This is a genomic window from Cupriavidus taiwanensis (assembly GCF_900250115.1).
GTDB classification, from domain to species: domain Bacteria; phylum Pseudomonadota; class Gammaproteobacteria; order Burkholderiales; family Burkholderiaceae; genus Cupriavidus; species Cupriavidus taiwanensis_B.
The window spans coordinates 761,186-784,328 of the sequence record NZ_LT984804.1 but is presented as its reverse complement, the minus strand read 5'-3'; the positions used below and the strand labels follow the sequence as shown (position 1 = coordinate 784,328).

General features: G+C 69.8%; 19 protein-coding genes. 15 read left to right on the top strand and 4 right to left on the bottom strand.

Translation table 11 applies throughout. From position 1 onward, the window contains the following. Nucleotides 1–26: 26 nt before the first annotated feature. On the bottom strand, nucleotides 27–698 hold the full coding sequence (locus CBM2586_RS20295; RefSeq protein WP_115689462.1) for an ankyrin repeat domain-containing protein: 672 nt from the start codon (nucleotides 696–698) through the stop codon (nucleotides 27–29). A gap of 254 nt (nucleotides 699–952) precedes the next feature. Here CBM2586_RS20295 and CBM2586_RS20290 point away from each other — a divergent pair, with 254 nt between their 5' ends. From CBM2586_RS20290 to CBM2586_RS20240, 11 genes are all read left to right on the top strand, one after another. Then, complete coding sequence (locus CBM2586_RS20290; protein WP_115665203.1) at nucleotides 953–1,420, top strand: nucleoside deaminase; 468 nt, start codon at nucleotides 953–955, stop codon at nucleotides 1,418–1,420. 363 nt (nucleotides 1,421–1,783) lie between these two features. Beyond that, nucleotides 1,784–1,993 (top strand): hypothetical protein, encoded by a 210-nt coding sequence (locus CBM2586_RS20285; RefSeq protein ID WP_115666472.1) that lies wholly within the window; start codon nucleotides 1,784–1,786, stop codon nucleotides 1,991–1,993. A gap of 74 nt (nucleotides 1,994–2,067) precedes the next feature. Further along, the gene (locus CBM2586_RS20280; protein ID WP_115689460.1) at nucleotides 2,068–2,763 is read left to right on the top strand and encodes an intradiol ring-cleavage dioxygenase; all 696 of its coding nucleotides are present in this window, start codon (nucleotides 2,068–2,070) and stop codon (nucleotides 2,761–2,763) included. Nucleotides 2,764–3,134: 371 nt separating this feature from the next. Further along, a complete protein-coding gene (locus tag CBM2586_RS20275; protein ID WP_420025909.1) occupies nucleotides 3,135–4,178 on the top strand; it encodes a TRAP transporter substrate-binding protein in 1,044 nt (347 codons plus the stop codon). Nucleotides 4,179–4,196: 18 nt separating this feature from the next. Then, nucleotides 4,197–4,826: a TRAP transporter small permease subunit gene (locus CBM2586_RS20270; protein WP_115665206.1), complete on the top strand. Its 630-nt coding sequence runs from the start codon at nucleotides 4,197–4,199 to the stop codon at nucleotides 4,824–4,826. Continuing rightward, nucleotides 4,823–6,760 (top strand): TRAP transporter large permease, encoded by a 1,938-nt coding sequence (locus tag CBM2586_RS20265; protein WP_115689458.1) that lies wholly within the window; start codon nucleotides 4,823–4,825, stop codon nucleotides 6,758–6,760. The genes CBM2586_RS20270 and CBM2586_RS20265 overlap by 4 nt, the downstream gene beginning before the upstream one ends. Nucleotides 6,761–6,809: 49 nt before the next feature. Next, the gene (locus tag CBM2586_RS20260) at nucleotides 6,810–8,276 is read left to right on the top strand and encodes an MFS transporter (RefSeq protein ID WP_115689456.1); all 1,467 of its coding nucleotides are present in this window, start codon (nucleotides 6,810–6,812) and stop codon (nucleotides 8,274–8,276) included. Nucleotides 8,277–8,719: 443 nt separating this feature from the next. Further along, entirely contained in the window at nucleotides 8,720–10,120 is a 1,401-nt protein-coding gene (locus CBM2586_RS20255) for an HlyD family secretion protein (RefSeq protein ID WP_115665209.1), read from the top strand. 23 nt (nucleotides 10,121–10,143) lie between these two features. Next, nucleotides 10,144–11,478 carry a hypothetical protein gene (locus CBM2586_RS20250; RefSeq protein ID WP_115689454.1) on the top strand — a complete coding sequence of 445 codons (1,335 nt, stop codon included), beginning with the start codon at nucleotides 10,144–10,146 and terminating at the stop codon, nucleotides 11,476–11,478. Nucleotides 11,479–11,480: 2 nt separating this feature from the next. Beyond that, nucleotides 11,481–13,442: a glycosyltransferase family 2 protein gene (locus tag CBM2586_RS20245; protein ID WP_115689452.1), complete on the top strand. Its 1,962-nt coding sequence runs from the start codon at nucleotides 11,481–11,483 to the stop codon at nucleotides 13,440–13,442. Between the two features lie 39 nt (nucleotides 13,443–13,481). Next, entirely contained in the window at nucleotides 13,482–15,377 is a 1,896-nt protein-coding gene (locus CBM2586_RS20240) for an efflux transporter outer membrane subunit (RefSeq protein ID WP_115689450.1), read from the top strand. A gap of 27 nt (nucleotides 15,378–15,404) precedes the next feature. Here the strand turns inward: CBM2586_RS20240 and CBM2586_RS20235 are convergent, their stop codons facing one another. Together CBM2586_RS20235 and CBM2586_RS20230 are read right to left on the bottom strand one after the other, a co-directional pair. After that, on the bottom strand, nucleotides 15,405–16,634 hold the full coding sequence (locus tag CBM2586_RS20235) for a DUF1624 domain-containing protein (protein WP_115665213.1): 1,230 nt from the start codon (nucleotides 16,632–16,634) through the stop codon (nucleotides 15,405–15,407). 10 nt (nucleotides 16,635–16,644) lie between these two features. Next, nucleotides 16,645–18,768 (bottom strand): TonB-dependent siderophore receptor, encoded by a 2,124-nt coding sequence (locus CBM2586_RS20230; protein WP_115689448.1) that lies wholly within the window; start codon nucleotides 18,766–18,768, stop codon nucleotides 16,645–16,647. A 99-nt stretch (nucleotides 18,769–18,867) separates the two neighbouring features. On the opposite strand from CBM2586_RS20230, the gene CBM2586_RS20225 reads away from it, so the two are divergent. Together CBM2586_RS20225 and CBM2586_RS20220 are read left to right on the top strand one after the other, a co-directional pair. Next, nucleotides 18,868–19,290: a Fur family transcriptional regulator gene (locus CBM2586_RS20225; protein WP_115665214.1), complete on the top strand. Its 423-nt coding sequence runs from the start codon at nucleotides 18,868–18,870 to the stop codon at nucleotides 19,288–19,290. Nucleotides 19,291–19,428: 138 nt separating this feature from the next. Next, complete coding sequence (locus CBM2586_RS20220; RefSeq protein ID WP_115665215.1) at nucleotides 19,429–20,304, top strand: EamA family transporter; 876 nt, start codon at nucleotides 19,429–19,431, stop codon at nucleotides 20,302–20,304. A gap of 20 nt (nucleotides 20,305–20,324) precedes the next feature. Here CBM2586_RS20220 and CBM2586_RS20215 read toward each other — a convergent pair whose 3' ends face one another. Continuing rightward, nucleotides 20,325–20,906: a GNAT family N-acetyltransferase gene (locus tag CBM2586_RS20215; protein ID WP_115689446.1), complete on the bottom strand. Its 582-nt coding sequence runs from the start codon at nucleotides 20,904–20,906 to the stop codon at nucleotides 20,325–20,327. Between the two features lie 77 nt (nucleotides 20,907–20,983). Between CBM2586_RS20215 and CBM2586_RS20210 the strand changes: the two genes are divergently transcribed. Both CBM2586_RS20210 and CBM2586_RS20205 read left to right on the top strand, forming a co-directional pair. Further along, nucleotides 20,984–21,457: a winged helix-turn-helix transcriptional regulator gene (locus CBM2586_RS20210; RefSeq protein WP_115689444.1), complete on the top strand. Its 474-nt coding sequence runs from the start codon at nucleotides 20,984–20,986 to the stop codon at nucleotides 21,455–21,457. A gap of 328 nt (nucleotides 21,458–21,785) precedes the next feature. After that, nucleotides 21,786–23,108 (top strand): NarK family nitrate/nitrite MFS transporter, encoded by a 1,323-nt coding sequence (locus CBM2586_RS20205; protein ID WP_115665218.1) that lies wholly within the window; start codon nucleotides 21,786–21,788, stop codon nucleotides 23,106–23,108. Nucleotides 23,109–23,143: the final 35 nt, after the last annotated feature.

Sequence of the window (23,143 nt, the reverse complement as noted above, 5' to 3'; positions counted from 1 at the left end):
ACGCATGGGTCCCGGAGCGCCGCGCCTCAAAGCGCGCCGGCGTCGCGAAGAATGCGCTCGATCCGCCGGTAGCCGCGCTGGCGCGCGTGCTGCAGCGGCGAAACCCCATCGCCGTCGACCAGGTTCACGTCGGCCCCGGCCCTTACCAGCAGGCGCACGATCTCGGTATGCGCCGGCCCGCCGTTGCCCAGGATGATGGCCTCGAGCAAGGCCGTCCACTTGAGCTTGTTCACATGGTTCACCGCCACCCCGGCGGCGATCAGCATGCGCACGGTCTCGACGTGGCCGCGCTCGGCGGCGGGGATCAGCGCGGTGCCGCCGTAGCGGTTGGTGCTGCGCAGGTCGGCGCCGTGCGCCAGCGTCAGGCGCAGGATCTCGTCGTGGCCGCGCGCGCCGGCATACAGGTAGGGACTGTCGTTGATCGCGTCCTGCGCGTTGACGTCGGCGCCGGCATCGATCAGCACCCGCGCCGCCTGCACGCGGTTGTGGTGCGTGGCCAGCAGCAGCGCGGTGCGTCCCTGCGCGTCGCGCGCGTCGATGCTGGCGCCCTGGGCCAGCAATGCGCTGACCTGCGCGGCGTCGCCGCGCGCCGCGGCCTCGCGCAGTTGTTGCTCGGGCGTTGCGCTGGCGGCAGCGGGGACGGATGTCAGCATGGCAATGAGCAGGGACAGGGAAATGAACAGGCGCGCCGGCAGCATGGGGATCCTTTCTGCGAATGCACCATGGGCGAGGGAGGGCGAGGTGCGGGGAGACATCGGCCGCATTCTGGCACGCCGCCCGCGGCACGCGAAGTTAAGGATTCGAATGCGCGCCAGTGCCAGCGGCAATAGCCAGCCGGCGCCCGAATACGCTCTATAACAACCCGCGCCACCCTCGCCGCGCACGCTGTCCTATAGTCGCGAGGCCCGCATCATGTCTGCCTGCGCGGGCCAGGCCTGAACGGAGACAACGCGTGTCGACAACCGAAGCCTATCTGCTGGATTCCATCCGCCTCGCCATGGCGAACGTGCGCGAGCGCAATACCTGGCCCTTTGGCGCCGTGGTGGTCAAGGACGGCACGGTGCTGGCGCGCGCGGTCAACGAGGTGGATGCCACCTGCGACCCCAGCGCGCATGCCGAGATGCAGGCGGTGCGCGCCGCCAGCCGCGCGCTGGGCAAGCCCGACCTGAGCGGATGCACCGTGTACGCCAGCGGCTATCCCTGCCCGATGTGCCTGACGGCGATGTACCTGGCCGGGGTCGAGGCCGTCTACTACGCGTATTCGAACGAGGACGGCGCCCCTTACGACCTGTCCGCCGAGCGCGGCTACGTCGAACTGGCCCGCCCGCTGGAGCAGCGCGAGATGACGCTGGCCTACGTCCCCGCCCGTGACGAGGGCGTCGACCTGTACGAGGCATGGCGCGCGCGGCAGGGCCGGTAACAGCTGGCCCGGCATGATCTGGAGCGGCTGGCTGCCGCTCCGTGCCGACGATGCCGGCATGGCCATCGCCTTGTCATCGTGACCGGCTAATATAGGTGATGACGGCGCTGAGCAGGTCACATGTAACGGTGGGCAGCAGCAAGGAACCGTGCGCGGCGCCTCCCGTCAAACCAAGGAATTGCGCGAGACACCTGGCCGTCCTGTGGCGACCGCGCCGCGGCATTGCAGCGCAACATGCGCAGCGCATGTGCCGTGTCGTCTCACCCGATCGTGTGACGCCCTTTTGTTTCGGCCCTTTCATTGCCGGCGCGAAGTCGCCGTGCAGACTCCCAGCAACGCCCCCCTCTAGCCAAGGAGATGAACGTGCTGAGCCCGCATGAACTTGCCACGCTGCTATTGTTGAGCGACGGCCCGGATTCCCTCGATTCCACCGATTCCCGCCAGATCGATCCGACCGACCTCAAGGCCCTGGTCGACAAGCGATTCGTTCACCTCGAAGTCCTGCATGGCCGCCGCCAGGCGCCGCGCATCACCAGCCACGGCTATTCCATGCTCAAGGCCATGGGACGCTGAGGCCGCCGCGCCGGCCCCTGGCCAACGCGCGGCAAGCGCCGTCCGGCCCGCCAGCAACCACCACGGAGCCCACCATGACAACCGGCCCGGCGCCTGATGCCGGCGTTCCGGCGGATCCCGACTCGGCGCGCCGCCGCTTCCTGCGCGACCTGGGCCTGCTGGCCGCGGCCGGCATCGCGCCGGGCACGGCCGCGGCGGCAACGCCCGCGGCCTGCGTGCTGACGCCGGCCGCCACCGAAGGCCCGTTCTACCTGGACGATGCCCTGGTGCGCGCCGATATCCGCGACGGCCGTCCCGGCCAGCCATTGCGGCTGCGCATCCGGGTGGTCGATGCCGGGCGCGGCTGCCCGCCGGTGCCGGGTGCCCTGGTCAGCATCTGGCACTGCGATGCGCAGGGCCACTACAGCGGCGAAGGCCACGGCGACCGGCACGCGCGCTTCCTGCGCGGGGTCCAGCCGGCGGACCGCGACGGCGTCGCCACCTTCACTTCGATCTATCCCGGCTGGTACGCGCCGCGCGCGATCCATATCCATTTCAAGGTACTGCTCGGGCCTGCGCAGGCACTGACCAGCCAGCTGTATTTCAGCGACGCGCTCAACCGCGAGGTCCTGGGCAGCCATCCGGCCTACCGTGCACACGGCGTGCCGGCACGCGCCACCGTGCAGGACCCGATCGCGGGTCCGCGCCCCAACCTGATGGCGGTGCGCGAGGCCCCCGACGCGCCGGAAATGCTCGAAGCCAGCTTCACGGTCGGCATCGCGCGCCCCTGAGCCCGCGGCCACAAGTGCGCCGACGCACACCGCGCGGGTAATCCCTAGATTGTGGTTGCCTGTGCCTTTCCTACCATGAAGGGAATCACGGGCCACCTGCCCGGCACCACTGCCCGTCGGCAGGCCTGCCGCGCGTCCGCTGGCCCCGCACGCTCCAGTTTTTCCCGACTTTTCCGGTGTTCGCGTCAGTGGCGAGTGGTCTCGGTCCCCATGGCCGGCACGCTCGCGGGTAGTCCCACACTCATCAGAGGGAGACGGTCATGGCATCCAGGGCGAGGAAATCAGATGGGCGGAGCAACGGCCGGGAAAGCGGCGTGTCCCGGCGCGGTTTCCTGGGTGGCGCCGCCGGCGCTGCCGCGGGAGCGGCCGCCATGGGCTTCCCGGCCATCGTCAAGGCGCAGGGGCCGGTCACGATGCGCTGGCAGAGCACCTGGCCGACCAAGGATATCTTCCACGAGTTCGCCGGCGACTTCGTCACCAAGGTGAACGACATGTCGGGCGGCGACCTCAAGATCGAGCTGCTGCCCGCGGGCGCGGTGGTCAAGGCCTTCGACCTGATCGACGCGGTCAGCAAGGGCACGCTGGACGGTGGCCATGGCGTGATCGCGTACTGGTACGGCAAGAACTCGGCGCTGGCGCTGTGGGGCTCGGGACCGGCCTGGGGCATGGATCCGAACATGCTGCTGGCGTGGCACAAGTACGGCGGCGGCAAGGAACTGCAGCAGGAGATCTACCGCAGCCTGAATCTCGACGTGGTGTCGTTCCTGTACGGGCCGATGCCGACCCAGCCGCTGGGCTGGTTCAAGAAGCCCATCACCAAGCCGGAGGATTTCAAGGGGCTGAAGTTCCGCACCGTCGGGCTGTCGATCGATATCTTCACCGGCCTGGGCGCCGCGGTGAACGCGCTGCCGGGCGCCGAGATCGTGCCGGCACTGGACCGTGGCCTGCTCGATGCGGCCGAGTTCAACAATGCCAGCTCGGACCGCGCGCTGGGCTTCCAGGACGTGTCCAAGATCTGCATGCTGCGCAGCTTCCACCAGTGCTCGGAGCAGTTCGAGATCCTGTTCAACAAGAAGCGCTACGACGCGTTGCCGGCCAAGCTCAAGGCGCTGATCTCCAACGCCGTGGAGGCGGCCTCGGCCGACATGTCGATGAAGGCGATCGACCGCTATTCCAAGGACTACCAGGCGCTGCAGCAGCAGGGCGTGAAGTTCTACGCCACTCCCAACTCGGTGCTGCAGGCGCAACTGAAGATCTGGGACGAGATCGTGGCGCGCAAGGAAAAAGAGAACCCCATGTTCAAGAAGGTCAATGATTCGATGAAAGCCTTCGCCCAGCGCACCACGCGCTGGCAGAACGATACCAACGTCGACTACCGGCTGGCCACCAGCCATTACTTCTCCAAGCGCGGCTGAGTCCCCGGGACGCGCGCCGTGCAACGCCTGCTGCTGGGTATCGACTGGCTCAGCACCTTCGTCGGCCAGGCCGCCTCGTGGCTGATCATCGGCCTTACGCTGATGATCAGCTATGAGGTGTTCTCGCGCTATGCGCTGGGCGCGCCGCACGCCTGGGTGTTCGACGCCAGCAACATGCTGTACGGCACGCTGTTCATGCTGGCGGGCGCCTACACGCTGGCCAAGCGCGGCCACGTGCGCGGCGATATCCTCTACGGCTTCCTGTCGCCGCGGGTGCAGGCCGGCATTGACCTGGTGCTGTACCTGGCGTTCTTCTTCCCGGGCGTGATCGCGCTGGCCTGGGCCGGCATCGACTTCTTCGAGGTCTCGCTGGCGCAGAACGAACACTCCTCCATCGCCGCCGACGGGCCGCCGATCTATCCGTTCAAGGCGGTCATCCCGGTGGCCGGCGCGCTGCTGCTGCTGCAGGGCGTGGCCGAGACCATCCGCTGCGTCATGTGCCTGCGCAGTGGCCACTGGCCCCTGCGCGAAGGCGATGTCGAAGAGGTCGACGTCGACAAGCTCAAGGAGATGGTGCAGGGCACGCCCACCGCCGAGCTGGCCGAGGCCCCGCCACCGCGCGACAACCCGCCGGGAGCCGGCCGATGAGGAAGGAACTGTGGTTCGGCGTGTCGCTGATGGTGCTGATCGTCGCTGCCGTGGCCTGGTTCATGCCGGCGCCCGCGGACTGGACCAACGGACACCTGGGCCTGCTGATGCTGGCGCTGATCGTGGTGGCGATCATGCTGGGCTTTCCGACCGCGTTCACGCTGATGGGCATGGGCGTGCTGTTTGCCTGGCTGGCATACCGCCACGCCGATCCGGAGATCGCGGTGCAGCAGACGCTGGACCTGATGGTGCAGCGGGCCTATGCGGTGATGACCAACGATGTCCTGATCTCGATCCCGCTGTTCGTGTTCATGGGCTACCTGGTCGAGCGCTCGAACCTGATCGAGAAGCTGTTCCGCAGCCTGCACCTGGCGCTGGCCTGGATCCCGGGCTCGCTCGCGGTGGCCACGCTGGTGACCTGCGCGATCTTCGCCACCGCCACCGGCATCGTCGGCGCGGTGGTCACGCTGATGGGCCTGCTGGCCTTTCCGGCCATGCTGCGCGCGGGCTATAGCACGTCGCTGTCAGCCGGCGCGGTGACCGCGGGCGGCTGCCTGGGCATCCTGATCCCGCCGTCGGTGCTGCTGATCGTCTACGGCGCCACCGCCGGCGTCTCGGTGGTGCAGCTCTATGCGGGGGCGTTTTTTCCCGGCCTGATGCTGACCGGGCTCTATATCCTCTACATCCTGATCCTGGCCAAGCTCAAGCCCGCGCTGGCCCCGCCGCTGCCGGAGGCGGAGCGCCTGGTGCCGCTGCCGCCGGTGGCGCGCACGCTGCAGGCGCGCGGCGCCACCCATGCCCTGCCGGCGCTCGGTGCGGGCCTGATGCGCGCGCTCAAGGGCCCGCGCAATGCCGAGGTGCCGAGCGCCGTGTTCGCGCGCCAGCTGGGCATCGTGCTGCTGCCGGCGCTGGCGACGGCGCTGGTGATGGGGACGATCTACAGCGTGCTCACGGCGCCGGCCGCGAGCATCGCCATCGAGGCGCCATTGTCGCTGGGCGGCGCCGACGAAAGCAACGCGGCGGTGGACGACCTGGCGGCGCCGCCGACGGAAGAACCGGCGGCGCCGGCCGCCGCGGCACCGGCCACGCCTGCCGCACCAGCCACGCCGGCCACGTCGGCCACGTCGGCCGCCACCGAAGCGCAAGCCAGTCCCGCAGCCACGCCTGCGGCCGCAACCGTCGCGGCACCGCGCTGGTTCTGGATCACGCTGGCGGTGGTGGGGCTGCTGCTGGTGTATTTCTACTGGCGCTTCAGCTTTGCGCGGGTGGAAATCTTCAAGATGCTGCTGACGTCGTTCTTTCCGCTGGCGCTGCTGATCCTGGCGGTGCTGGGCTCGATCGTGTTCGGCCTGGCCACGCCCACCGAGGCCGCCGCGGTCGGCTCGCTCGGCGGCGCGCTGCTGGCCGCCGCCTACCGTCAGCTGAGCTTCGGCGTGGTCAAGGAATCGGTGCTGCTGACCGCCAAGACCAGCGCCATGGTGTGCTGGCTGTTCGTGGGCTCGTCGATCTTCTCGGCCGCGTTCGCGCTGCTGGGCGGGCAGGCGCTGGTCGAGCAGTGGGTGCTGTCGATGAACCTGTCGCCGGTGCAGTTCATGATCCTGGCGCAACTGATCATCTTCCTGCTGGGCTGGCCGCTCGAGTGGACCGAGATCATCATCATCTTCATGCCGATCTTTATCCCGCTGCTGGACAACTTCGGCATCGATCCGCTGTTCTTCGGACTGCTGGTGGCGCTGAACCTGCAGACCGCCTTCCTGTCGCCGCCGGTAGCGATGGCCGCGTTCTACCTGAAGGGGGTGGCGCCGCCCCATGTCACGCTGAACCAGATCTTCGGCGGCATGCTGCCGTTCATGGGCATCCAGCTGATTGCGCTGGTGCTGCTCTACATCTTCCCCGAAATCGGCCTGTGGCTGCCGACCGTGCTGTACCGCTGAGGCCGCCGCACATCATCGCCGCGGTACCCGTTTCCTATACTGGTTGGCAATGCCAACCGATACCACCCTCGCCAGCCCGCCTGCCGACACCAGCTTCCGCACCGACATTCCGGGGCGGCTCGACCGCCTGCCGTGGTCGCGCTGGCACTGGCGCGTGGCGATCGCGCTGGGCGTTGCCTGGGTGCTCGATGGCCTGGAAGTCACGCTGGTCGGCTCGGTCGGCGCGGTGCTGGAGCGGCCCGATACGCTCGGGCTGAGCGCGACCGAGGTAGGCTGGTCGGGCTCGCTCTACATTGCCGGCGCGGTGCTGGGGGCACTGGTGTTCGGCCGCATGGCAGACCGGCTCGGCCGCAAGCGATTGTTCCTGGCCACGCTCGCGGTCTACATGGTGGCCACGCTGGCGACCGCGTTCGCGCCCGACTTCGCCTTCTTTGCCGCCTGCCGCTTCTGCACCGGCCTGGGCATCGGCGGCGAGTATGCGGCCATCAATTCCGCCATCGATGAACTGATCCCGGCGCGCGTGCGGGGCCGCGTGAACCTGGCCATCAACGGCAGCTTCTGGCTCGGTGCCGCGCTCGGCGCGGGGCTGAGCCTGGTGCTGCTGGATGCGCGCGTATTCGGCCCGGTGTGGGGCTGGCGCGCCTGCTTCGCGCTGGGGGCAGTGCTGGCGGTGGCGATCGTGCTGGTGCGCCGGCATGTGCCGGAGAGCCCGCGCTGGCTCGCCACGCACGGCCGGCTCGACGAGGCCGAGCGCATCATCGCCGCGATCGAGGCCGAAGTGCGCGCCAGCCACGGGCCGCTGCCGCCGGTGTCGCCCGACTGCGCGGCGCTGGCCATGCGCCGGCGCGCCGCCCCGGGCGTGGGCGAAATCATGCGCCTGCTGCTGCGGCGCTTTCGCCAGCGCAGCCTGGTCACGCTGGCGCTGATGGTGGCGCAGGCCTTCTTCTACAACGCGATCTTCTTCACCTATGCGCTGGTGCTGTCGCGCTTCTATGGCGTGCCCGAAGCGCGCGTGGCGCTGTACATCTTTCCGTTCGCGCTCGGCAACGCGCTGGGGCCGCTGCTGCTGGGCCCGCTGTTCGACCACGTCGGGCGCCGGCGCATGATCGCTGCCACCTATGTGCTGTCCGGCATCGGCCTCGCGCTGACGGGCTGGGCCTTCGTGCAGGGCTGGCTCGACGCACGCACGCAGGCGCTGTGCTGGTCCGTCGTGTTCTTCCTCGCCTCCGCCGCGGCCAGTTCCGCCTACCTGACCGCGAGCGAAGTGTTTCCGCTGGAGATGCGCGCGCTCGCGATCTCGGTGTTCTACGCCGTGGGCACCGGCACCGGCGGCTTCATCGCGCCGCTGCTGCTGGGCGCATTGATCGAGAGCGGCAGCCGCGCAGCGGTGGCGGCGGGCTACGGCTTCGGCGCGGCGCTGGTGTTCGTCGCCGGGCTGCTGGCCTTGCGCTTCGGCATCGATGCCGAACGCCGTCCGCTCGAGCATATCGCGCCGCCGCTCGGCAGCGACGAGTAGCGCATCTGCGCGCCGCGCTGCCCTGCCGAATTAAGCAGTGCTACAGCCTCCTCTTACACATTCTTACAGCAAGCGCGGGGGCAACTGACTAGCCTTAACTCACCCGCGGCGGCCTGAGTGCGTGAATCTTTGCTTCAGCGGGCCGCCATGTCTTGGCCATTGACTGGCCATTGTTCAACTCTGCCTGGATGAAGCCGGGCACTCCACGGGCTGCACGCCGCTGCATGCGGTATGTCGGTCCGATTGCAAAGTACGCCGATACGGCCCAGCCACATCGCGCGTGCTGCAGACAACAAGCTGAATTGGGGACTTGCAAGCCGGGCAACGCGCGACAGCCCTTGCGCGACGCCGCACGCTTGCCTGACGGATACGCTCGCCCGGCATCCATGCGCCGGATGCCGGCGGGGATGCTTTTTTGACTTTGCTTGCCGGAGAACAACACCATGGCCGACCAGCGCAACAACCCGCCGCCGCGCCCCCACTCACTGACCGCCGCCCCGCTGCGCCAGCCACCGGGCGACGGGCTGGTGCAGCGCCCGCAGCCGGTCGCCGTGCCGCTGTGGCACATCGTGCCGCGCATGGCGGGCTACGGCGTGGTGCTGTTTATCATCTGGGCCGTGCTGACGATCATGTTTCCAAATGTGTTTACGCGCTCGTCGGAGCGCGCGGTGGTGAACAGCCCGGTCAGCCTGGTGACATCGCCGGTGGAAGGCGTGGTGATGAAGCAGATGGTGGCCGCGGGCCAGCCGTTTACCGCCAACCAGGCGCTGATGGTGGTGCAGAACCCCAACATCGATCGTTCGCTGCTGGTCGACCTGACCGGCAAGAAGCTCGACAACCAGCAGCGCTATGACTCGGCCAAGGCGCGGCTGGAAAGCAACCGCCGGCTGATGGCCGCCACCGATCAGGACCTGCAGCGCTACAACAGCGCCGCGCAGCGCGAGCACGCCGCGCGCGTGCGCGCGCTGGAAGCGCGACTGGCCTCGGCCAAGGCCCAGGAAGACCAGCAGCAGGAAGTGGTCAACCGCAACCAGAGCATGCAGTGGGCCGGCGCGGTCAGCGAGGCCTACACCAATGCCTCGCGCTACCAGTTGTCGATGCTGGCCAACGCCAAGGCCGCGGCCAGGGCCGAGCTCGACAATGCCATCGGCGAAAGCCAGGCGTCGCGCAACAAGGTCTATGCCTCGTCCACCGACGGCCCCAGCGCCACGCTCGCGCAGCGCCGCCAGGTGCTGGGCGCGGAAGCGGCCCAGCTGACGGCAGAGCTGGAGCAGCTGGAAGCCTACGGCAAGTCGGTCGACGAAATGATCGCGACCGAGCAGGAACGCATCGAGCGTCTGTCCAACCTGGAGATCCGCTCGCCCGAGCCCGGCACCATCGAAGACCTGATCGCGCAGCCGGGCATGCGCGTCGCTGCCGGCGCCACGCTGGCGCGCGCCAGCAACTGCGCGCAGACGCGCGTGGTGGCGGTATTCCCGCGCAGCCTCAGCGACAACCTGCTGCCCGGTGCGCGCCTGAACGTGCAGGTCGACGGCGTGGCCACCGCGCTGCCGGCATCGGTGGCCGAGGTGCTGCCGCGCGCGCCGGACGGCGACCAGGCGCGCTACTTCGTGCCGTTCCCCCCGATCGAGAAGAACGAGATCTATGTCATCGCCAAGCTCGACCGCCCGCTGGGCAATCTGCCGGCCAAGGCCGGCGCGGCCTCCGTCAGCGCGGCCGCACCCGCTACCGGGGGCACGGCAGCCGCGGCGGCGCCGGCGCAATCCGGACACTGCGGCATGGGCCGCTGGGCCCGCGTCACGCTGAACCAGAGCTGGCTGGGCCAGTTGCAGGCCTCGCTGTAAGCGCCCACGCCAAGGAGAGCCGGATGCGATTGCCGATCCCGACCGCACGCCTGCCCCGCATGGTCGCCGGCGCGCTGTTTCCCGTCCTGCTGGCGCTGGCGCCGGGCGCTGCGCGCGCCGCGGATTCCGCGCAGCAGGCGCTGCTGTCAGAAGGCTGCCAGGCGCTTGGCACCCAGGTCGCGCGCGCCGGCGGCAATGGTCCGCTGTTCCTGGCCAGCTACGAGGCCGCGCCCGGCGGCGAACCGCTGGCGCCCGCGCTGCGCAATGCCGCCTTCGTCTACGACAACGCGCTGGCCGGCATCGCGCTGGTCGCGTGCAAGCGGCCCGCCGAAGCGCGCCGCATTGCCGATGCGGTGCTGCAGGCCACCCGCCAGGACCGCCATTTCCGCGACGCGCGCCTGCGCAACGCCTACCGCGCCGGCCCGCTGCCGGCAGGGCCGGCGCCGCTGCCCGGCTGGTGGGACGAACCCAGCAAGCGCTGGTTCGAAGACGCCTACCAGGCCGGCACCGCCACCGGCAACGTGGCCTGGGCCGCGTTGCTGCTGCTGGCGGTGCATGACGCCACGCGCGATGCGCGCTATCTCGACGGCGCCGCGGCGCTGATGGGCTGGGTCCATGCCACCGTGCCGGACCCGGCCGCGCCGGCAGGCTATATCGGCGGCTTCTTCGGCCACGAGCCCAGGCAGATCCGCCAGGGCTGGAAATCGACCGAGCACAACGTCGACACCTATGCGGCGTTCAGCTGGCTGGCCAGCCTGCGCAACGACCCGCGCTGGCGCGACGGCGCGGCGCGCTCGCGCGCCTTTGTCAGCGCCATGTGGCAGCCGCGCGAGGGCCGCTTCATCATCGGCACGCACGACGACGGGCGCGCGCCCAATGCCGGCCCGTCGGCGCTGGACGCGGTGCTGTGGCCGCTGATCGCCTTTCCCGACCCGCCGCAGGACTGGCGCCGCAACCTGGCCTGGGTCGAGGCAAGGCACCGCGCCGGCGGCGGCTACGGCTTCAAGGGCAATCCCGACGGCATCTGGACCGAAGGCACCGGCCAGGCCGCGCTGGTGCTGCAGGCCGCCGGACAGGCGCAGCAGGCCGCGCCGCTGTGGCCGCTGCTGCGCGCCCAGCGCGCGCAGTCCGGCATGCTCTACGCCACGCCGCAGGCGCGCGTCAGCACCGGGCTGTCGATCGGCCCCACCTCCACCACCGAGGACTTCCACTACTTCCACCTGCCGCACCTGGGCGCCACCGCGTGGGCGGTGCTGGCCGCCGCGCGCTGGAACCCGTTCCGCCCGGGCGGCTGCCTGGAGCCATCCTGCCCGCCGCCGGCGATTGCCGCCGCCAGCCCAACCCCCGACAAGGACTGACGATGTTCGCCCTCTTCCTGGAAAACCAGACGCTGCTGGTCATCAACGGCGGCGTGCTGCTGGCGGTGGTGCTGCTGTCGCTGCTGTGCCGTCATGACCGTGCGGCGGACCGTATCCTGTTCGGCGGCGTCACCGCGCTGCTGCTGGGTGTGTACCTGACCTGGCGCATCCGCGAAACCCTGCCCGACTGGCAGATGACCTTCGCCAGCGTATGGGCCCATGTGTTCTTTGCCTTCGAATGCATGACGCTGGCCTATACGCTGCTGTCGATCGTGGTGCTGGCCCGCACCAGCAACCACAGCCCCGCTGCCGACGCGGGCGAAGCCGCGCTGCGCCGCGCGCAGCAGGTGCCGCCGGTGGACATCTTCATCGCCACCTACAACGAAGGCCTGGAGATCCTGGAGAAGACCATCGTCTCGGCGCTGGCGATCGACTATCCGGACTTCCGCGTCTGGGTGCTCGACGACACCCGCCGTGACTGGCTGCGCGAGTTCTGCGAGCGCGTCGGCGCCAACTACGTCACGCGCCCCGACAACGCCCACGCCAAGGCGGGCAACCTCAACAACGGCCTGCGCCACAGCGCCGCCGCCGGCGGCGCGCCCTACATCCTGGTGCTCGACGCCGACTTCGCGCCCCATCGCAACATCCTGCTGCGCACCGTGGGCCTGTTCGGCGACCCGCGCGTGGGCGTGGTGCAGACGCCCCAGTTCTACTACAACGCCGACCCGATCCAGTACAACCTGCGCGCCACCGAATGCTGGGTCGACGAGCAGCGCGCCTTCTTCGACGTGATGCAGCCGGCCAAGGACGCCTGGGGCGCGGCGTTCTGCATCGGCACCTCGTTCGTGGTGCGGCGCGACCTGATCGAGCTGATCGGCGGCTTCCCCACCGGCACCGTGACCGAGGACATTCACCTGACCTACCGGCTGCTGCCGCACGGCTATATCACGCGCTGGCTCAACGAGCGCCTGAGCGTGGGCCTGTCCGCCGAGGGCCTGCCCGAGTACATCAGCCAGCGCAGCCGCTGGGGGCTGGGCACGATCCAGGTGGCGCTGACCGCCGACGGCCCGCTGCGCGGGCGCGGCTACACCGGCTTGCAGCGCCTGCACTATTTGCACGGGCTGCTGCACTGGCTGTCGCGTCCGTTCACGCTGATGCTGCTGGCGGGGCCGCTGCTGTACTGGTACTTCGGCGTCTCCACGCTGTACGGCGAGCCGCTGCAGTTCCTGGCCTACGGCCTGCCCGCGCTGGTGGCGTACTGGGCGTACAGCATCTGGATCACTGGACAGCGCGCGCTGCCGATCTTTACCGAGGTCACGCAGATCGTCGCGGCGCTGGCGGTGACCGCGTCGCTGGCCAGCGCCATGTTCAAGCCGTTCGGGCGGCCGTTCAAGGTCACCAACAAGGGCCTGGACCGGTCCAAGCTGGTGATCCACGGCAAGTTCGCGGCCCTGTACGCCAGCTTGCTGGGGTTCTCCGCGCTGGGCCTCGGCCGCGCCCTGATGGTGGACCCAGATGCGCAAGGGCTGGCTTTCAACATGATCTGGACCGGGGTAGCGCTGATGCTGTACCTGGCCTCCCTGCTGGTGTGCGTGGAACTGCCGCGGCCGCGCAAGGAAGAGCGCTTTCCGCACCATGCCGCCGCGCTGCTGCGCGTCGACGGGCGCGAGTACCGCGTCACCACAAAAGACCTGTCGTGCAACGGCGTGGCCGTGATCACGCCGCTGGCGCCGGCGTTCCGCCCCGGCATGGAAGGCGCGCTGTGGCTGGAGCAGACCGGCTGGATCCCGTGCCGCGTGGTACGCCGCGACGGCCAGCTGCTGGGGATCGCACTGCATGCCAGCATGGCCGCGCGCCACGCGCTGATCCGGCTGCTGTTCACCGATCCCGCCCACAACATTGCCCGACAGGGGCAGCCCAAGCTGGCGATCTCGCGCTTCATGCGGCGCGCGCTGATGGGCTGACCCCTGCTGCTCCCTGTCTCTCTCTCTCCGGAACCATCCATGCGAAGTCTGTCCCGCCCCCGCCACCGTGCCCACCTGCCGCCACGCCTGCTGCTGCCCGGCGCGCTGGTGCTGGCGCTTGCCGCGTGCACGCTGGAGCCGCAATACCAGCGCCCCGAAGCGCCGATCCCGTCGGCATGGCCCGAGGGCGCGGCCTACCGCACCGCGCAGGCCAAACCGGCCAATGGCAACGCGCAGCCAGGCCAGCCGGCGCAGCGCCCCGGCCCCTCCGCCGCCGACCTGGGCTGGCGCGATGTCTTCGTCGATCCGCAGCTGCGCCAGCTGATCGAGCTGGCGCTGGCCAACAACCGCGACCTGCGCATGGCCACGCTGGCCATCGACGAAGCGCGCGCGCTGTACCAGATCCAGCGCGCGGCGCAGTTCCCCACCGTGGAGGGCAATGCCGGCATGGTCTCGCAGCGGCTGCCGCAGCGGCTGCGCGCGGCGGGACAGTCGCCGCAGATCACCACCTACAACGCCGGCATCGGACTGACCGCGTTCGAGCTGGACTTCTTCGGCCGCGTGCGCAGCCTCAAGCATGCCGCGCTGGAGGAATACATGGCCACCGAAGAGGCGCGCCGCAGCGCGCAGATCAGCCTGGTGGCCGAAGTGGCCAGTGCCTACCTGACGCTGCGCGCCGACCGTGCGCTGCTGCAGCTGTCGCAGGACACGCTCAAGACCCAGCAGGACGCGGCGGAGATGGTCCGGCGCGGGCGCCAGGTGGGCGCGATGGCGCAGCTGGACCAGCATCGCGCGCAAACCCAGGTGCAGACCGCGCAGGTGGGCGTGGAGCAATACACCCGGCAAGTCGCGCAGGACGAGAACGCGCTGGCGCTGCTGATCGGCGGACCGCTGCCGAAATCGATCACCGACGCCGGTGTCGCGCCCGCCAATGCCAACGCCGCCGCACCGGATCCGCTCGACGCGCGCATGCTGATGCGCGAGTTCCCCGAAGGCCTGCCGTCCAGCGTGCTGGTGCGCCGGCCCGACATCCTCGACGCCGAGCACCGGCTCAAGGCCGCCAACGCCAATATCGGCGCGGCGCGCGCGGCCTTCTTCCCGCGCATCTCGCTGACCGGCGCGCTGGGCGTCGCCAGCAGCAGCCTGGCCGGGCTGTTCTCGGGCGGCATGGCGTGGGTCTTTGCGCCGCAACTGACGGTGCCGATCTTCGATGCGGGGCGCAACCGCGCCGGCCTCGATGCGGCCAACGTGCGCAAGGACATCAACATCGCCAACTACGAGAAAACCATCCAGACCGCGTTCCGCGAAGTGGCCGACAGCATGGCGGCACGCGCCACGTACGAGCGCCAGGTGCAGGCACAGGAAGCGCTGGTGCGCGAAGGCAGCGAAACGCGGCGCCTGTCGGAGATGCGCTTCAAGAACGGCGTGGACGACTACTTCGGCGTGTTCGACGCGCAGCGCGAACTCTATACCGCGCAGCAGGCGCTGATCACCTACAAGCTCGCCGGGCTGACCAGCCGCGTGTCGCTGTACAAGGCGCTGGGGGGCGGCTGGCGCGAACTGACCGAGGCCGCGCCGGTAGCCAGTGGCGCGGCCAATGCGGCGCCCGCTGCCCGGCCGCAAGCCGCGGCGCGTCCGCAGGCCGCCATGCAGCCTCAGGCCATGGCGCAAGCGCAAGCCGTCGCGCGACCCCAGGCGTTGGCACAGCCGCAGGCCGTTGCGCAGCCGCAAGCCGTCGCGCAGCCGCAAGCCGTCGCGCAGCCGCAAGCCGGTGCGCAGCCTCAAGCCGTTGCGCAGCCTCAAGCCGTTGCGCAGCAACAAGCCGTCGCTCAGCAACAGCCGGTCGCGCAGCCGCAGCCCGCGGCACCGGCACCGGCACCGGCACCGGCACCTGCCATGGTCCAGCCAGCCGCTGGCGCGACCGCACCACGCTAAGGCTCGGCGCGGCGGCTCCGGCGCTGGTCAGAAATACTTCAGCCAGCGCCAGTCCCGCCGCGCCGCCTTCAGCGCCGCGAACCCGCGCACCGCCGGCCACAGCAGCAGCGCCAGCACCACTGCCGCCAGCCAGATCTGCCAGACATGGTCGAAGCCGAACACGCGCCCCTGGTTCAGCCCCCAGCGCTGCACGCAAACTTGGTACAGGCCCTGCAGCACATACAGGTGCAGCAGGTAGAAGAACATCGGCACCGCGCCGAACACGGCCAGGCAACGCGCCGGCCGGCCGCCCTGCGCGCGCTCCAGCCACGCCAGCAGCAGGCAGCCGGTGCCCAGCGTCAGCAGCAGGAACAGCAGCGACGGCGGGTACTTGGTCACGTTGAGGAAGCTCATCGCGGTATGCAGGGCATCCGCACCGGGCATCCACTTCTGCTCCTGGCCATAGCCATTGAGCGCGCGCAGCCACGCAAACCCGGCCAGCCCCGCCAGGCCGCAGGCGGCCAGCCGCAGTCGGCGTGCAGGCGCCGGCATGGCCGCGGCAAACCACGGCCCCGCCACATAGCCGAGCGCGATCACGCCGACCCACGGCAGCACCGGGTATGAGGTGCGCACCCGCACGCCATCGGCCACCTCGATCCAGGTGCGGTCGTGCAGAATCGCCCAGGGCACGTGCCAGGCACTGCCAGCGGCAAAGTGCAGCGGGCTCAGCAGGTTGTGTCCCGCCACCAGTGCCACGCCCACCGCGACCAGCGCCGCGCGCGGCAGCCACAGCAGCGCCGCCAGCGCCATCATGCTCAGGCCGATGGCCCAGATGACCTGCAGGTAGATCACCTGCGGCGGCAGGCGCCAGGTCCAGGCGAAGCCCACCAGGGTCAGTTCCAGCAGCACCAGGAACAGGCCGCGCCTGAGCAGGAAGCCGCTGACCGCGCGCCGCTCGTGCCCGGCGTTGCCGTAGAGCCAGGCCGACACGCCCGCCAGCGCGATGAACACCGGCGCGCAAAGGTGGGCCAGCAGCCGCGAAAAGAACAGCGCGGGCGAGGTAGCGGCAACATCCATCGGATCGGCGACCGGCACGTGCAGGAAGAACATGTCGCGCACATGGTCCAGCAGCATGATGAGGATCACCAGCCCGCGCAGCGCGTCGATGGACAGCAGCCGGTGGGTGGCGCCGGAAACGGGCGGCGCCGCTGCGGCAGGCGCCGTCACGGCCGGCAGGGGATGGGATGCGTCGGTACGCGCCACGGGTGTCGGCATCATCGGTTCCTCCTCAGTAGCTCAGCTGCACGCCCAGCCGCACGCTGCGGCCCGCGCCCGGCGCGACCCACAGGCTGCTGTACGAGCTGGCGTAATAGGTCTTGTCGAACAGGTTGCCGAGGTTGAGCGACACGCGCACGTGGCGGCTGTATTGCCAGTAGCCGTGCAGGTCCACCAGCACGTAGGCGGGCAGGGAGAAGCTGTCCTGCACGTCGCCGGGGCGCCGTCCGACATAGCGCAGGCCGGCGCCGGCACCGTAGCGCTGCCCCACCGGCGCGGCGTCTTCATACATCGCCAGCAGGCTGGCGCTGGTGCGCGGCACGTTGGACAACGGCGTGCCGGGGGCGAGGCGGGTGTCCTGCGTGATCTCGGCATCGGTCAGCGCGAAGCTGCCCGAGACGCGCCAGTGCGTGCCGAGCTGCCCCGCCATGTCGAGCTCGACGCCGCGGCTGCGGGCCTCGCCGGCGGCGACATAGAACGACGGATCGGCCGGGTCGGCGGCCAGCACATGGCGCTTGCGGATCTCGAACACTGCGAGCGTGGCCCCGGTGCGGCGGTCGTCGCTGTCGAACTTGACGCCGGCCTCCAGCGCGCGGCCGCGCTCGGGCTCGAACGGCTGGCCGGCGGCATCGGTGCCGGCATTGGGGCGGAACGACTGGCTGGCATTGGCGAACAGCGACAGGTTGTTGCCGGCCAGGTAGCTCACGCCCACGCGCGGCGACACCGCGTTGTGGTGCTGCGTGGTGCGGCTGCCGCGCAGGTGGTCGTCCAGCGACTGGCTGAAGCTGTCGAAGCGCACGCCGGCCAGGACCCGCCAGCGCTCGCCCAGGCTGAGCTGGTCCTGCGCGTACGTGCCGACATTGCGCTGGCGCTCGTAGGTGTTCGTGTTCCACGCCAGCGGCGGCGCCGGCTGGCCATAGACCGGGTCGTAGATGTCGATCGCGTACGGCGCCGCCGCGCTCGGATTCCTGCGCAGGATCGCCATGGTGTTGCCGAAGCGGTAGGCGTCGACGCCCAGCATCAGTTCGTGCCCGACCGGGCCGGTGCTGAACTTGCCGGTCACGCTGGCCTGGAGCGACACATCGTCGGACTGGAAGTCGCGGTAGCGGTGCTGGCGCCATAGCGTGCGGCCATCGGCGGCAAGCGCGGCGGCCTCGCTCGAATGCCCGACCAGCGCGCCGCCGCGGTACGACAGGCCGAGCCTGCCCTTCCATTGGGGCGAAAACTGGTGTTCCACGCTGAGCTGGTGCGACTGGCTGTCCAGCCGCAGGCTGCCGTCGCCGGGCTCGCCCAGGAAGCGCGAGCGCGGGATGCGGCCCAGCTCGCCGTCGACGGCGACCACGCCGCGATCCATCGGCGTGGTGTAGCGCTGGAATTCCGCCGCGTACTGCAGCATGGTGTCGTTGCCGAGCAGCCACGTGAGCGACGGCGCCACCAGGTAGCGCTGGCTGTGGATGAAGTCGCGCGTGCTGCCCTGGTGATCGGCCACCGCGATCAGCCGGCCGGCGACGCCTTCGCCCAGCGGGCCGGTGAGGTCGGCGGTGGCGCGGTAGCCGTCGCGCGTGCCCAGTTCGAAGCCGTAGCGCTGCGCGGGCCGGAACTGCGGCTGGCGCGTGACCACGTTGAAGGTGCCGCCCGGTTCGCTGCTGCCGTACAGCGACGAGGTGGGGCCCTTGAGCACCTCGATGCGGTCGATGGTGGCCGCGTCCATCGGCGCGGTATAGCCGCGGTTGGCGGCGAAGCCGTTGACCAGGTAGCCGGCGCCGGTGTTCTCGTTGCCGGTGAAGCCGCGCATGGCAAAGTTGTCCCACAGCCCGCCGAAGTTGTTCTGGCGCGCGACGCCGCTGACATAGTCGAAGCTCTGGTCGAAGCGGTTCGCGCCGAGGTCGTCGAGCATGGCGCGCGGCACCACGCGCACCGACTGCGGGATCTCGCGCAGCGGCGTATCGGTGCGGGTCGCGCCCGAGGCGTCGGGCGGGTTGTATGATGCGGTGGCCGCGCCGGTCACCGACACGCTTGGCAGCGTAATATCGGAGGCCTCGGCCGCCTCGGCCAGGCCCGAAACCGCCAGCATCAGGATGGGCAGGGACGAAAACGGCGCGCGGCGCCGGGCACGGCTGGGCTGCGCAGGCAGCATGAGGAACACCCCGAAAAAAACGAGTCGCCGCGGCGGCCATCCGACTGGCAAACCGCGGCGAGTCACTAATGATAATAGATTCTCACTAAGATTCTAGGCATGGAACGCATGACCCGTCAACGCGGCGCCGTGATCGACGCGCTGCGCGAAGCCGGCCGGCCGCTGAGCCCGGCCGAGATCCTGGCCGCGGCGCAGCGCCAGGTGCCATCCCTGGGCCTGGCCACGGTCTATCGCAATCTGCGTGCGCTGCTCGACGATGCGCAGGTGCACGCGGTGGAATTGCCCGGCCAGGCTGACCGGTACGAACTGGCGGAGGAAGCGGGCGCGGTGACGCATCGCCACTATTTCCAGTGCCTGACGTGCGACCGCGTGTTTCCGCTGGAAGGTTGCCCCGGCCACCTGGAAGAGATCACGCCGCCGGGCTTCGTGGTTGAGCACCACGAACTGACGCTGCTGGGGCGCTGCCCGGACTGCGCCGGCAAGTCCGGCAAGCGGCGCAAGGCCGCGGCGCGGGACCACTGAGCCGAGGCGGGGGCCAAAGCGGAGCCCCGCAGGGCGCAACTGTACTGAGCCGCCTGCGCGCACCTGTATATGGCGCCCGCGCCGCGCTTGCCGCATGATGCGGCAGCATTCGCCCCCAACCTCGATCCAGGACCTACCTTGCAGCACGCCGCCGCCCACCGCCACTCGACCCTGATCGCCGTACTGGCCCTGACCGGCTCGATGGCCTCGCTGTGCATCGGCACCTCGTTTGCCAAGAGCCTGTTCTCGGCGCTGGGCGCGCAGGGCACCACGGCGCTGCGGGTGAGCTTTTCCGCGCTGATCCTGCTGTGCGTCTGGCGCCCGTGGCGCATGCCGCTGACGCGCGCCAACGCGCGCGCGATCGCGCTGTACGGGGCGGCGCTGGGCGCCACCAACCTGCTGTTCTACATGTCGCTGCGGACCATTCCGCTCGGGCTGGCGATCGCGATCGAGTTCACCGGGCCGCTGGCGGTGGCGGTGCTGTCATCGCGGCGCGCGATCGATTTCCTGTGGATTGCCTTTGCCGTGACCGGGCTGCTGCTGTTGCTGCCGGTGGGGGATGCCGCCGGCACGCTCGACCCGGTCGGCATCGGCTATGCGCTCGCCGCGGGCGTGGGCTGGGCGCTGTATATCGTGTTCGGGCAGATGGCGGGCAACGCCCACGGCGGGCAGGCCACCTCGCTGGGGCTGACCATGGCGGCACTGGTGGTGCTGCCGTTCGGCCTCGCGCATGCTGGCACCGCCATGTTCAGTCCGACGCTGCTGCTGTTCGGGCTGGCGGTCGGCATCCTGTCGAGCGCGATTCCCTATTCGCTCGAGATGGTCGCGCTCAAGCGCCTGCACCGGCGTACCTTCGGCATCCTGCTGAGCATGGAGCCGGCCATGGGCGCGCTCGCCGGGCTGGTGTTCCTGCATGAGCAGCTGAGCACGGTGCAGTGGCTGGCGATCGCCAGCATCATTACGGCCTCGGTCGGCTGCACCATGACCGCGCGCGGCAAGCGCGAAGCCGGCTGAGACGCCGGCCCTTCGGCAGTTCAGCGCGCGCTGAACCAGTCCGCAGGCAGCCGCTGCGCGCTGGGCGCGGGCTCGGCCAGCACCAGCGAGACTTCATGCAGGAAGCTGTCGTGCGGATTGCGGCGGCTGGCAAAGCCCAGCCCCTGCAGGATCGCCAGCATGCGCCGGTTCTCGCTGAGCACGTCACCGCGCAGCCCGTGCAGCCCGGCCGCGCGCGCCAGTTCGCACAGCCTGGCGATCAGGCGCCGGCCCAGCCCCTGCCCCTGCCAGGCGTCGGCCACCACCACGGCGAATTCGGCAATCCGGCCGGACAAGACATATTCGGCACTGGCGACGATGGCCTGGCTGCCGTCCGCACCAGGGGCGACCACCACCAGGGCCACGCCACCGTCGCCGGGCGCGGCCAGGCCGGCGACGATCTCGTCCACCACGCGCCCACCGGTCAGGAAGCGGAAGTAGCGGCTCTCCCGCGACAAGGCGTCCACCATCGCGCGCAGCGCGGCGCCGTCCTGTGCCCGGGTGCGGCGCAGCGTCACCTGCGTACCCCGTCCCGCCGTCCAGCTTTCCGTCTCGCCGCCCCGCGCCACGCCCTGGAGATCCATGCTGCCACCTCTGGATTCATAATTTGTAGTCAGAGTATAGGAGATAACCTGACTTTTGCAAATGAAGTCAGCATGCTATGCTGGGCAGCATCATGACCACCACTGCGTCCGATCTCCGCCATTGCTCGATCGCCTCCACCCTGTCGTTGATCGGCGAAAAGTGGACGATCCTGATCCTGCGCGACGTTTTCCACGGCGTGACGCGTTTCGACGACTTCCTGCGCCGGCTGGAATGCTCGCCGGCGGTGCTGTCGGCACGGCTCAAGACGCTTACCGATGCCGGGCTGCTGCGCAAGGTCGGCTACCGCGAACCCGGCGAACGCGAGCGCTTCGAGTACCGCCCCACCCGCGCCGCGGTCGAGCTGCTGCCGGTGCTGGTGGGCCTGATGCAATGGGGTGACTGCCACCTGGCGCCCGACGGCGGCCCGGTCGAGATCCGCTCGCGCGCGAATGGCAAGCTGGTGCGCGCGGCGCTGGTCGACGAGGACGGCGTCGAGGTATCGCCCCGCGACATGCAGATCATCCCGGTGCAAAAGCCCGCCGGCGGCTGACGCCACGGCCTTGCTTGCCCCGGTGCCGCACCGCACCAGCGCAACCCACCGCACTGCACCATGAGCGTGCCGCGCGCCTCCCGCCCGCCCCACCACAGCGCATTGCAGCCGCTTGCGCCCCCTCCCTCCAGCCTTCAGACGCCATTGCCCGTCACTTAACGGGCTGGCACACCCCTTGCGTAATGAGGTCCGGGCCCGTCAACGGCGACCGGCCCACCCCCACATACACAGCCCCTGCCCCAGGTAGCGGCTGTCAGGACAACGGCGTCCCCTGAACCGGCTTCACGGCCGGTTTGCGGGACGCCATTTGTTTTTGGAGCAAGTGACGATGACCGGCAAAGCCACCCGCATCGAGCTGCTGAGCTTGAGCACTCCGCAGATGCGCGCCTTCCACCTGACCTGGATGGCGTTCTTCGTGTGTTTCTTCGCGTGGTTTGCCTGCGCGCCGCTGATGCCGGTGCTCAAGGGCGAGTTCGGCCTGAGCGCCGGCCAGATCGCCAACATCAATATCGCCGCGGTGGCGGTGACGATCCTGGTGCGCCTGGTGATCGGTCCGATGTGCGACCGCTTCGGCCCGCGCAAGACCTATACCGGCCTGCTGGCGCTGGGCGCGCTGCCGGTACTGGGCGTGGCGCTGGCGCAGAACTACGAGACCTTCCTGGTGTTCCGCCTGCTGATCGGCGCGGTCGGCGCCAGCTTCGTGATCACGCAGTACCACACCTCGGTGATGTTCGCGCCCAACGTGGTCGGCACCGCCAACGCGGCCTCGGCCGGCTGGGGCAATGCCGGCGGCGGCGCCGCGCAGGCGCTGATGCCGCTGGTGCTGGCCGCGGTGCTGATGCTGGGCGCGGACCACGCCTTGGGCTGGCGCATCGCGTTGCTGGTGCCGGGCGTGCTGATGCTGGTGATGGCCGTCGTCTACTACCGCTTCACCCAGGATTGCCCCGAAGGCAATTACTCGGAACTGCGCGCCCAGGGCATCGAGATCAGCGGCAAGGACGGCGGCAAGGGTGGCGGCGGCTGGGCCAGCTTCCGCGCCGCCAGCGCCAACTACCGCGTGTGGCTGCTGTTCATCACCTACGGCGCCTGCTTCGGCGTGGAGATCTTCATCCACAACATCGCCGCGATGTACTACGTCGACCGCTTCGGCCTGAGCCTGAAGGCCGCCGGCATGGCCGCCGCGAGTTTCGGCCTGCTGGCGCTGTTTGCCCGCGCGCTGGGCGGCTGGCTGTCGGACAAGGCGGCGCGCCGGCGCGGCCTGGATGCGCGCGCCACGCTGCTGTTCGCGCTGATCCTGGGCGAAGGCCTGGGCCTGCTGTGGTTCGCGCAGGCCGGCAACGTCGCCATGGCGGTGGTGGCGATGCTGCTGTTCGGCCTGTTCACCCACATGGCGTGCGGCGCGACCTACGCGCTGGTGCCCTTCATCGACCGCAAGGCGCTGGGCGGCGTGGCCGGGATCATCGGCGCGGGCGGCAACGTCGGCGCGGTGGCCGCCGGCTTCCTGCTCAAGGGCCTGGGCAACGTGCAGCAGACCCTGACGGTACTGGGCGTGCTGGCCACCATCGCCGCGCTGTGCGCCATCGCCATCCGCTTCAGCGCCGAGCACAAGGCGCGCGAGCAGGCGCTGTACGACAGCGCGCTGGCCAACTGAATTTCGTATCGCCCCACAGCACTACAAGCACCACA

What these genes read in the sequence shown, in the direction of transcription:
- CBM2586_RS20255 (WP_115665209.1), top strand. Translation starts at nt 8,720, where the DNA reads ATGGCCGACCAGCGCAACAACCCGCCGCCGCGCCCCCACTCACTGACC.
- CBM2586_RS20235 (WP_115665213.1), bottom strand. Translation starts at nt 16,634, where the DNA reads ATGATGCCGACACCCGTGGCGCGTACCGACGCATCCCATCCCCTGCCG.
- CBM2586_RS20275 (WP_420025909.1), top strand. Translation starts at nt 3,135, where the DNA reads ATGGGCTTCCCGGCCATCGTCAAGGCGCAGGGGCCGGTCACGATGCGC.
- CBM2586_RS20295 (WP_115689462.1), bottom strand. Translation starts at nt 698, where the DNA reads ATGCTGCCGGCGCGCCTGTTCATTTCCCTGTCCCTGCTCATTGCCATG.
- CBM2586_RS20245 (WP_115689452.1), top strand. Translation starts at nt 11,481, where the DNA reads ATGTTCGCCCTCTTCCTGGAAAACCAGACGCTGCTGGTCATCAACGGC.
- CBM2586_RS20215 (WP_115689446.1), bottom strand. Translation starts at nt 20,906, where the DNA reads ATGGATCTCCAGGGCGTGGCGCGGGGCGGCGAGACGGAAAGCTGGACG.
- CBM2586_RS20280 (WP_115689460.1), top strand. Translation starts at nt 2,068, where the DNA reads ATGACAACCGGCCCGGCGCCTGATGCCGGCGTTCCGGCGGATCCCGAC.
- CBM2586_RS20210 (WP_115689444.1), top strand. Translation starts at nt 20,984, where the DNA reads ATGCTGGGCAGCATCATGACCACCACTGCGTCCGATCTCCGCCATTGC.
- CBM2586_RS20260 (WP_115689456.1), top strand. Translation starts at nt 6,810, where the DNA reads ATGCCAACCGATACCACCCTCGCCAGCCCGCCTGCCGACACCAGCTTC.
- CBM2586_RS20240 (WP_115689450.1), top strand. Translation starts at nt 13,482, where the DNA reads ATGCGAAGTCTGTCCCGCCCCCGCCACCGTGCCCACCTGCCGCCACGC.
- CBM2586_RS20225 (WP_115665214.1), top strand. Translation starts at nt 18,868, where the DNA reads ATGGAACGCATGACCCGTCAACGCGGCGCCGTGATCGACGCGCTGCGC.
- CBM2586_RS20205 (WP_115665218.1), top strand. Translation starts at nt 21,786, where the DNA reads ATGACCGGCAAAGCCACCCGCATCGAGCTGCTGAGCTTGAGCACTCCG.
- CBM2586_RS20230 (WP_115689448.1), bottom strand. Translation starts at nt 18,768, where the DNA reads ATGCTGCCTGCGCAGCCCAGCCGTGCCCGGCGCCGCGCGCCGTTTTCG.
- CBM2586_RS20265 (WP_115689458.1), top strand. Translation starts at nt 4,823, where the DNA reads ATGAGGAAGGAACTGTGGTTCGGCGTGTCGCTGATGGTGCTGATCGTC.
- CBM2586_RS20250 (WP_115689454.1), top strand. Translation starts at nt 10,144, where the DNA reads ATGCGATTGCCGATCCCGACCGCACGCCTGCCCCGCATGGTCGCCGGC.